Source organism: Variovorax sp. P4_D9 (assembly GCF_056401695.1).
Genome location: NZ_JBFUIU010000374.1, coordinates 1 through 8,720 on the forward strand (window position 1 = coordinate 1; position 8,720 = coordinate 8,720).

Annotated in this window: 9 protein-coding genes; 6 read left to right on the forward strand and 3 right to left on the reverse strand. The window is 65.8% G+C overall.

Going from position 1 to position 8,720, the window contains the following annotated elements:
- Both AC1DY5_RS31485 and lptM read right to left on the reverse strand, forming a co-directional pair.
- Window positions 1-378 (reverse strand): diaminopimelate decarboxylase family protein (locus AC1DY5_RS31485; protein WP_478117866.1); only part of this gene is annotated, 378 nt, incomplete at its 3' end.
- Between the two features lie 11 nt (window positions 379-389).
- On the reverse strand, window positions 390-599 hold the full coding sequence (gene lptM, locus AC1DY5_RS31490) for an LPS translocon maturation chaperone LptM (protein ID WP_478117853.1): 210 nt from the start codon (window positions 597-599) through the stop codon (window positions 390-392).
- Between the two features lie 36 nt (window positions 600-635).
- On the opposite strand from lptM, the gene cyaY reads away from it, so the two are divergent.
- Window positions 636-968 carry an iron donor protein CyaY gene (gene cyaY, locus AC1DY5_RS31495; RefSeq protein WP_478117855.1) on the forward strand — a complete coding sequence of 111 codons (333 nt, stop codon included), beginning with the start codon at window positions 636-638 and terminating at the stop codon, window positions 966-968.
- A gap of 1 nt (window position 969) precedes the next feature.
- Here the strand turns inward: cyaY and AC1DY5_RS31500 are convergent, their stop codons facing one another.
- Window positions 970-3,372 carry a penicillin-binding protein 1A gene (locus AC1DY5_RS31500; RefSeq protein WP_478117857.1) on the reverse strand — a complete coding sequence of 801 codons (2,403 nt, stop codon included), beginning with the start codon at window positions 3,370-3,372 and terminating at the stop codon, window positions 970-972.
- Window positions 3,373-3,613: 241 nt separating this feature from the next.
- Here AC1DY5_RS31500 and AC1DY5_RS31505 point away from each other — a divergent pair, with 241 nt between their 5' ends.
- From AC1DY5_RS31505 to AC1DY5_RS31525, 5 genes are read left to right on the forward strand one after another with little or no spacing between them, the layout of a single operon-like run.
- Window positions 3,614-4,693 (forward strand): pilus assembly protein PilM, encoded by a 1,080-nt coding sequence (locus AC1DY5_RS31505; RefSeq protein WP_478117859.1) that lies wholly within the window; start codon window positions 3,614-3,616, stop codon window positions 4,691-4,693.
- On the forward strand, window positions 4,690-5,304 hold the full coding sequence (locus AC1DY5_RS31510; protein WP_478117861.1) for a PilN domain-containing protein: 615 nt from the start codon (window positions 4,690-4,692) through the stop codon (window positions 5,302-5,304). Before AC1DY5_RS31505 ends, AC1DY5_RS31510 begins: the two co-directional genes overlap by 4 nt.
- A 6-nt stretch (window positions 5,305-5,310) precedes the next feature.
- A complete protein-coding gene (locus AC1DY5_RS31515; protein WP_478117862.1) occupies window positions 5,311-5,991 on the forward strand; it encodes a type IV pilus inner membrane component PilO in 681 nt (226 codons plus the stop codon).
- Window positions 5,988-6,527, forward strand: coding sequence for a pilus assembly protein PilP (locus AC1DY5_RS31520; RefSeq protein ID WP_478117864.1), 540 nt, complete (start codon window positions 5,988-5,990; stop codon window positions 6,525-6,527). The genes AC1DY5_RS31515 and AC1DY5_RS31520 overlap by 4 nt, the downstream gene beginning before the upstream one ends.
- Window positions 6,524-8,671 carry a type IV pilus secretin PilQ gene (locus AC1DY5_RS31525; protein ID WP_478117865.1) on the forward strand — a complete coding sequence of 716 codons (2,148 nt, stop codon included), beginning with the start codon at window positions 6,524-6,526 and terminating at the stop codon, window positions 8,669-8,671. The genes AC1DY5_RS31520 and AC1DY5_RS31525 overlap by 4 nt, the downstream gene beginning before the upstream one ends.
- Window positions 8,672-8,720: the final 49 nt, after the last annotated feature.

An 8,720-nucleotide genomic window follows, 5' to 3' on the forward strand; every position in this document is an offset into this window, starting at 1 on the left:
GAAGCAGCCGATGCCGGCCGTCAGCGCCTGCCGCATCTCGGTGCGCGTCTTGCCGACGCCCGAGAAGATCACTTTTGCCGGATCGGCGCCGGCCGCCAGCACGCGCGCCAGCTCGCCTCCCGAGACGATGTCGAAGCCGCAGCCGGCCTCGGCGAAGACGCGCAGCACGCCGAGCGAGGAATTGGCCTTGATGGCGTAGCAGACCATGGCGTCACGGCCTTCGAAGCCTCGCTGGTAGGCGGCCAGGGCGTCCAGCATCCATTGCTTCGAGTAGACGAAGAGAGGGGTGCCGTACTGCTGCGCGAGCGCGGAGAGCGGCAGGCCTTCGACCTGCAGCCTGCCGTCCTTTCGTGCGATTTGTGGATGGCCCGGAAGCATCGTCGCCGCGCTCACTTCGAGGCTCCCGCGGGGGCGCTGCTGGCGGGCGCCGGTGCTGGCGCGGCCGCATCTTTCGAGGCGGAGGCGGGCGGCGTGGGCAGCAGCAGCCCCGGCAGGGTGGTGCGGTCCTTGGCGGCCGGATCGCTGGGCAGGACCAGCGCGCCCCTCTGGCCGCAGGCCGTTAGGCCGACCCCAACGAGCACGAGGCCTAAGGCGCTCACTAGAATTTGGCGAACATTCAACATGGCGAAATTGTAATGACCGACCCCGAGTACATGGACCGCGCGGAAGCCGCGCTCGCAGCGATCGAGCGCAGCTGCGACCGAATCAACGACGAGAGCGACGTCGACATCGACAACCAGCGCGTCGGGGGAATGATCACGATGACGTTCCGCAACGGCAGCCAGTTGATCGTCAACCTGCAGAAGCCGCTGCAGGAAATCTGGCTCGCGGCCCGCTCCGGCGGCTACCACTACCGCCACGACGGCCAGGCCTGGTTCGACACCAAGACCCGCGAGGAGTTCTTCGCCAACCTCTCGCGCGAAGCCACGCTCCAGGCCGGCCAGCCGCTGGTGTTCGCGGCCGGCTGAGCTAGTTCCGGAACAGGTCGAGGATGCGGCTGCGTTCCTCGACCGGCGCGGGCGCGCTGATCGGCGGCGCGGCAATCGCTTCCGCCGGCTGCGTCGTCCCGTTCTCGACACCCAGGATGGCAACGCCGCGGCCCGGCGCGTAGTCGTCGTAGTACCACTCRCCGCCGACATTCACCACGCCCGGCGGTGCCGGAACCTCGGCCACCGGCACGCCGTTGATCGCGGTCTCCATGAAGTTGATCCAGATCGGCAGGCTCAGCCCGCCACCGGTCTCGCGGTCACCGAGCTTGCGCGGGGTGTCGTAGCCCATCCAGGCCACCGCCGTCATGGTCGGTTGGAAGCCCGCGAACCAGGCATCGAGCGAATCGTTGGTGGTGCCGGTCTTGCCGTAGATGTCGGTGCGCTTGAGCGTCGCCTGCGCCTTGGCCGCGGTGCCGCCGCTGGCCACCGATTGCAGCAGGCTGGCCATCAGGAAGGCATTGCGCTGCGGCACCGCGCGCAGGGCCTCGTTGAGCAGCGGTGGCTGCTTGTCGACCAGCACCTTGTCCTTGTGGTCGGTCACCCGCGTCACGAGGTACGGATTGACGCGGTAGCCGCCGTTGGCGAACACCGAGTAGGCCGTCGCCATCTGCATCGGCGTCACCGAGCCGGCGCCCAGCGCCATCGGCAGGTAGGCCGGGTGCTTCTCGCGCTCGAAGCCGAAGTTGGTGATCCAGTCCTGCGCGTAGCGGGTGCCGATCGATTGCAGGATGCGGATCGACACCATGTTCTTCGACTTCATCAGCGCCCGCCGCATCGGCATCGGGCCCTCGAAGGTGCCGTCGTAGTTCTTCGGCTCCCAGGGCTGGCCGCCGGTGGTGCCGGCATCGAAGAACAGCGGCGCGTCGTTGATCACGGTGCTGGGCGTGAAGCCCTTCTCGAGCGCCGCCGAATAGATGAAGGGCTTGAAGCTCGAGCCCGGCTGGCGCCAGGCCTGCGTCACGTGGTTGAACTTGTTCTTGTCGAAGTCGAAGCCGCCGATCATGGCCTTGACCGCGCCGTCGCGCGGGTCCATGGCGACGAAGGCGCCTTCCACTTCGGGCAATTGGGTGATTTCCCAGCTGCCCTTGGGCGTCTTCACGACCCGGATCACCGCGCCGCGACGGATCCTGATGTTGGGCGGCGCCTTGTCGGAGAGGCCGGACTGCGCCGGCTTCAGGCCTTCGCCGGTGATCTGCACCGCGTCGCCATTGCCGCGCACCGCCTGGATCTCCTTCGCGTTCGCCTTCAGCACCACCGCCGACATCACGTCGCCGTTGTCGGGATGGTCGGCCAGCGCGTCGTCCACGGCCTCGTCCAGTTCCTTGGGATTGGTCGGGAGGTCGACGAACTTCTCGGGGCCGCGATAGATCTGGCGCCGCTCGTAGTCCATGATGCCGCGGCGCAGCGCTCGATAGGCCGCGGCCTGGTCGGCGGCGACCAGCGTGGTGTAGACCTTGAGTCCGCGCGTGTAGGTGCTGTCTCCGTACTGGGCGTACATCAACTGGCGCACCGTCTCGGCCACGTACTCGGCATGCAGGCGGGCCGGATCGGCGGCGTCGCGCAGGTGCAGGTCTTCCTTGCGTGCGGCTTCGGCCTGCTCGGCCGTGATGAAGCCGGCCTCCTGCATGCGGTCGATCACGTACAACTGGCGCCCGCGCGCGCGGGTCGGATTGTTGACCGGGTTGTTGGCGCCCGGCGCCTTCGGCAGGCCGGCCAGCATCGCCGCCTGGGCGATCGTGATGTCCTGCAGCGGCTTGCCGAAATAGGCCTCGGAAGCGGCGGCGAAACCGTAGGCACGGTTTCCGAGGTAAATCTGGTTCAGGTAGATCTCGAAGATCTGGTCCTTGCTCAGCAGGTGCTCGAGCTTGAAGGTCAGCAGCACCTCGTAGATCTTGCGGGTCAGCGTCTTCTCGGAACTCAGGTAGACGTTGCGCGCCACCTGCATCGTGATGGTCGACGCGCCCTGGCTCTTGGCCCGGTTCATGTTCGCGATGCCGGCCCTCAGCATGCCCTTGTAGTCGACGCCGCCATGGTCGTAGAAGCGGGCGTCCTCGGCCGCCAGCACCGCGTCCTTCATCACCTTCGGGATGGTCGCGATCGGGGTCAGGTTGCGGCGCTCCTCGCCGAACTCGCCGATCAGGATCCCTTCGGCCGAAAAGACCCGCAGCGGCAGTTTGGGCCGGTAGTCCGCGAGCTCGGAGATGTCAGGCAGGTTCGGGTAGGCCACCGCCAGTGCGACCGCGATCACGCAGAGCACCGCGACCACCCCTGCCACCGCGATCCCAAGACCCCACAGAAAGAAGCGAAGCAGCCATGTCAGCCAGGTCGGGCGTTTGGAAATGGGCGCCTTGGCAGGCCCTTTGGGTCGAGAGGTTTCGGGCATTGAGGCGGTTGGAGTCTGAGCGCATTATAAAAACGCGCCGCGGCAAGACGGGGTCGCCGTAGCAGTTAGGACCCAAGTACTCTTATTTGTGACGTAAGTTGCAGTTCTCAACTTTCACGTCGACTTTTGACAACGAATGCTCACGCCCGGGGGATGGGACGCTTGGTTGGGCTTGCACCTTGCTGCTAGCATGCAACCACTCGCAATTATTTCCAATCGTTACAAACGGATGGGATCGAACTTGACTGCTCTCGGATCGTTGTTTCGCCGCCAGCCCGCGCCTTTGCTCGGGCTGGACGTCAGTTCGTCCAGCGTCAAGCTGGTCGAACTGGGCCGTGACGCGAGCGGCAGGCTGGTGCTCGAGCGCTGTGCGATCGAGCCCCTCGAACGCGGCTGGATCACCGACGGCAATGTCGAGAAATTCGACGAAGTCGCGGAGGCCGTGCGGCGCGTGGTCCGCAAGAGCGGCACCCGCACCAAGAACGTCGCGCTGGCCTTGCCGCCTTCGGCCGTGATCACCAAGAAGATCGTGCTGCCGGGCGGCATGAGCGAGCAGGAACTCGAGATCCAGGTCGAGTCCGAGGCCAACCAGTACATCCCGTTCTCGCTCKACGAAGTCAGTCTCGATTTCTGCGTCATCGGCCAGAGCGCCACTTCGGCCGGCGACGTCGAGGTGCTGATCGCTGCTTCGCGCAAAGAAAAGGTCCAGGACCGCCAGGGCCTGGCCGAGGCCTCGGGCCTCAAGGCGGTGATCCTGGATGTCGAGTCGTATGCCTCGCGGCTCGCCACGGCGCGCCTGATCGAGCAGCTTCCGGGCCAGGGCCACGATGCGGTGGTGGCCCTGTTCGAGGTCGGCGCCTTCACCACCAGCATGCAGGTGCTGCGCAACCAGGAAGTGCTTTACGACCGCGACCAGGCCTTCGGTGGCGCCCAGCTGACCCAGCTGATCGTTCGCCAGTATGGTTTCTCGGCAGAAGAGGCCGAAGCCAAGAAGCGCAGCGGGGACCTGCCTGACGACTACGGCGCCGGCGTGCTGAAGCCTTTCGTGGCCAGCATCGCGCAGGAGATTGCCCGGGCGTTGCAGTTCTTCTTCACCAGCACGCCGCACAACCGCGTCGACTACGTGTTGCTGGCCGGCGGGTCGGCGGCGCTGCCCGGCCTCACGAGCGCGGTCACTCGCCAGACCTCGTTTGCCTGCTCGCTGGTGAATCCCTTCGACGGCATGGAGATCGGTAGTGGCATCCGCGAGAAGAAGGTGCGGCGCGAGGCGCCTTCCTACCTGACTTCCTGCGGTCTGGCGATGCGGAGGTTCCTGCAGTGATCCTGATCAATCTGCTCCCGCACCGGGAAGCCGCGCGCAAGCGCCGGCGCGAGACCTTCTATGCCACGCTGGGCTTCTCGGCGGTGCTGGGCGTCCTCGTCGCGGGCGCTGCCTTCCTCTGGTTCGAGGCCCAGATCTCGAACCAGCAATCGAAGAACACCCTGTTGAAGACCGAGATCACCAAGCTCGAGGCCGAGATCAAGGAAATCTCCACCCTGCAGGCCGAAATCGCCGCCTTGCGGGCGCGCCAGACGGCAGTCGAAGACCTGCAGGGCGACCGCAACCTGCCGGTGCATCTGCTGAACGAGCTGGTCCGGCAACTGCCCGACGGCGTCTACATCACGAGCATGAAGCAGGAAAACCAGACCGTCACGCTGCAAGGCATGGCGCAGTCCAACGAACGGGTCTCCGAGCTGCTGCGCAACCTGGGCAACAGCAGCCCGTGGCTGGTCAAGCCGGAGCTGATCGAGATCACCTCGGCGACGGTGAGCCTGAGCGCGCGCGACCAGCGGCGCGTCGCGAACTTCAAGATGCGCATCGGCCTCAAGCGGCCGACCGACGCCCAGAAACCCGCTGCCGGCGTGCCGGCGGCCGTCAAGGCGAAGGGGTAAGCGCGCATGGCCAAGAAACGCCCCTCCGAGAAGTTCGACCTGGCGCTGTCCCTGCGGCGCTTCGGCCAGCAGTTCCAGGGACTGAATCCCAATGATCCGTCGGTCTGGCCGCCGGTGCCGCGCTACGCCTTGTGCGTCGCGGTGGCCGTAGCGGTGCTGGCGGCGCTGTGGTTCGTCTGGCTCACCAATTCGAACGACGAGCTCGAAGCCGAGCGCGCCAAAGAAGTCACGCTGAGGGCGGACTACCAGAAGAAGGTGGCCCAGGCCGCCAATCTCGACCTGCTCAAGAAACAGCGCGAGCAGGTGCAGCAGTACGTTACGCTGCTCGAGAAGCAGTTGCCCAGCAAGGCCGAGATGGATGCACTGCTGTCGGACATCAACCAGGCCGGGCTCGGGCGCAGCCTGCAGTTCGAGCTGTTCCGTCCGGGCCAGGTGTCCGTCAAGGACTACTACGCCGAACTCCCGATCGCCGTCCGCGTGACCGGGCGCTACCACGACATGGGGGCCTTCGCCGCCGACATCGCGAACCTGTCGCGGATCGTGACCCTCAACAACATCGGGATCGCGCCGCAGAAGGACGGGGTGCTGATCATGGATGCCACGGCGCGGACCTACCGCTACCTGGACGAGGAAGAGCAGGGCGCGCAGAAGCGCGCGGCGGCGGCGGCGGGAGCGAAGAAGAAATGAGAACGCTCAGATTTCTATGGATCGCCGCCGCGGCGGTCGGCCTGACCGGGTGCTTCGGCTCCGAGCAGGAAGAACTCCAGCGCTGGATGGCGCAGCAGCGTGCGCAGGTGAAGCCGAGCGTGCCTCCGATCACCGAGCCGAAGAAGTTCACCCCGCAGGCCTACACCGAAGCCGCAGCTGTCGACCCCTTCAACATGCAGAAGCTGACGCAGGCGCTGCGCCGCGATTCGGCCCAGCCCAGCACCTCGGGCCTGATCACGCCCGAGTTGGCGCGACGCAAGGAAGCGCTGGAAGCCTTCCCGCTCGACTCGATGGCGATGGTGGGCAGCCTGAGCCGCAACGGCCAGCCGGTGGCGCTGATCACCGTCGACAAGCTGCTCTATCAGGTGCGGGTCGGCAACTACCTGGGACTCAATTACGGGCGCATCACCCGTATAAGCGAAACCGAACTCGGCTTGCGTGAAATCGTGCAGGACGCCGCCGGTGAATGGATCGAACGCGTGGCGACGCTGCAGTTGCAAGAGAGGTCGAAATGAACCAACAAAAATCAATGCTGGCGCAATGGCTGCGCGTGGCCGGTGCGGCGATCGTGGCGTTCAGCGCGGCTGCCGTCGTGCATGCGCAGAACGCGATCGAATCCGTGACGACTTCGATGCAGTCTGGTGCCGAAGTGATCCGGGTCGATTTCAGCCAGCCGCTGGCCGCGGCGCCGACCGGCTTCGCGATCCAGTCGCCGGCCCGTGTGGCACTTGATTTCCCGGGCGTCACGAACGCCATCGGCCGCAACGCGATCGAGGTCAACCAGGGCAACCTGCGCTCGGTCAACGTGGTCCAGGCCGGCGAGCGCACCCGCCTCGTGCTGAACCTGAAACAGGCCACCGCCTACAGGACCGAGATCCAGGGCAAGTCGCTGCTGGTCTCGCTCGAGCCGGTGGCCGGTGCCGCGCAGGTCAGCACGGCACCGTCGGCGGCCTTCGCCGAGAACCGCAACCGCGACATGCTGCCGCTGCGCGACGTCGATTTCCGCCTCGGCAGCGACAACACCGGACGCGTGATCGTCGACCTGGCCAACAACCAGGTGGGGGTGGACATCCGCCAGCAGGGCAAGAACCTGGTGGTCGAATTCACCAAGTCGACCTTGCCCGAAGGCCTGCGCCGCCGGCTCGACGTCTCGGATTTCGGCACGCCGGTGCAACTCGTGACGACCCAGCAGGTCGGCGACCGCGTCCGGATGGTGATCGAGCCGCGCGGCGAATGGGAGCACAGCGCCTACCAGAGCGAGAACCAGTTCGTGGTCGAGGTCCGTCCCCGCAAGATCGATCCGACCAAGCTGACGCAAGGCGTGGGCTACAACGGCGAGAAGCTGTCGCTAAATTTCCAGAACATCGAGGTCCGCTCGCTGCTGCAGGTGATTGCCGACTTCACCAACTTCAACATCGTCACCTCCGACTCGGTCACCGGCTCGCTGACCCTGCGCCTGAAGGACGTGCCGTGGGACCAGGCGCTGGACATCATCCTGCAAGCAAAGAACCTGGGCATGCGCAAGAACGGCAGCGTGCTGTGGATCGCGCCCAAGGACGAGATCAACGCCAAGGAAAAGATGGAGTTCGAGGCCCAGGCCGCGATCCAGAACCTGGAGCCGCTGCGCACCCAGTCCTTCCAGCTCAACTACACCAAGGCGCTGCAGATCGCCCAGGGCCTGACCGGCACCGGTGCCTCCAGCGGCGGTGGCAGCGGCACCGCGACCCGCATCCTGAGCCCGCGCGGCAGCGTGATCGCCGAGGCGCGGACCAACCAGCTGTTCGTGTCGGATATTCCGTCGCGGCTGGTGCAGGTGGCCGAACTGATCCAGAAGCTGGACATTCCGGTGCGCCAGGTGCTGATCGAGGCCCGGATCGTCGAAGCCGCCGACACCTTCGGCAAGTCGCTCGGCGTGAAGCTCGGCGGTGGTATCGCCGGCGGCTCGGTCGGTTCCGTCAACGGCAGTAACGTCTTCGGCAATGCCGGCGTGATGCCAATCGTCACGCCAGGCCTGAACGGCAATCCCTCGCAGGCAATCACCACCTTCACGAACTCCAACTTCGTGAACCTGCCTTCGACCGGCGTGTCGGGCAACGGCAATGCGCCGGGCACCTTCGCGATCTCGCTGTTCAATGCGACCTTCTCGCGCATGCTGAACCTCGAAATCTCGGCGCTCGAAGCCGACGGCAAGGGCAAGGTGGTGTCGAGTCCCCGCGTCGTGACCGCCGACCAGACCAAGGCGCTAATTGAGCAGGGCACCGAGCTGCCCTACCAGGTCGCGACCTCCAGCGGCGCCACCTCGATCGCCTTCCGCAAGGCCAACCTGAAGCTCGAGGTGACGCCGCAAATCACGCCCGAGGGCAACATCATCCTGACGCTCGACGTCAACAAGGACACGGTGGGGCAGCCGACCACCGCCGGCTTCGCGATCAACACGAAGCACGTGCAGACCGAGGTGCTGGTTGAGAACGGCGGCACGGTCGTCATCGGTGGTATCTTCGAGCTCACCGAATCCAACGACGAGTCGCGCATTCCGGTGCTCGGTGAAGTGCCCTATCTCGGGGCGCTGTTCCGGACGCGCACTCGCACTGCCAACAAAACTGAAATGCTCGTCTTCATCACCCCGAAAATGATCACCGACCGCAACGCTGCGCGCTGACGCGCGGCGTTCGTAGCTTTGCATGGCGGTCGCACTCGTCGGCTTGCCC

What these genes read in the sequence shown, in the direction of transcription:
- AC1DY5_RS31525 (WP_478117865.1), top strand. Translation starts at nt 6,524, where the DNA reads ATGAACCAACAAAAATCAATGCTGGCGCAATGGCTGCGCGTGGCCGGT.
- AC1DY5_RS31520 (WP_478117864.1), top strand. Translation starts at nt 5,988, where the DNA reads ATGAGAACGCTCAGATTTCTATGGATCGCCGCCGCGGCGGTCGGCCTG.
- AC1DY5_RS31515 (WP_478117862.1), top strand. Translation starts at nt 5,311, where the DNA reads ATGGCCAAGAAACGCCCCTCCGAGAAGTTCGACCTGGCGCTGTCCCTG.
- cyaY (WP_478117855.1), top strand. Translation starts at nt 636, where the DNA reads ATGACCGACCCCGAGTACATGGACCGCGCGGAAGCCGCGCTCGCAGCG.